Origin of the sequence: Burkholderia sp. JPY481, from assembly GCF_038900515.1 — a bacterium.
GTDB classification, from domain to species: domain Bacteria; phylum Pseudomonadota; class Gammaproteobacteria; order Burkholderiales; family Burkholderiaceae; genus Paraburkholderia; species Paraburkholderia youngii.
In genome coordinates, this window is the sequence record NZ_JAYMRT010000228.1 from 1 (window position 1) to 253 (window position 253).

A 253-nucleotide genomic window follows, 5' to 3' on the forward strand; every position below is an offset into this window, starting at 1 on the left:
GTTCCAGTACCATTCGCACAGCCCGCTCACGAACTTCCGGCGAGTACCTCGGGGACTTCTTCTTCGTGTTTTCCATAGCTCCATTTTCTCAAGAAGTGGAGTCTCCGGAAAACCCGGGGCGCTTCAATGCCTCATCCGGCGTGCGGTCTTCCAGACTCGAATGAGGTCGTCTCTGGTTGTACAGATTGATGTAATCGCCGATTGAGCGCCGGGCGTGGCTGACCGACTCATATGCCTTCAGATACACCTCCTC

1 protein-coding gene is annotated in these 253 nt (G+C 55.3%); it reads right to left on the minus strand.

From position 1 onward, the window contains the following. Positions 1–88: 88 nt before the first annotated feature. The coding region (locus VSR82_RS40475; RefSeq protein WP_498858974.1) for an integrase core domain-containing protein at positions 89–253 on the minus strand (165 nt) is incomplete at its 5' end.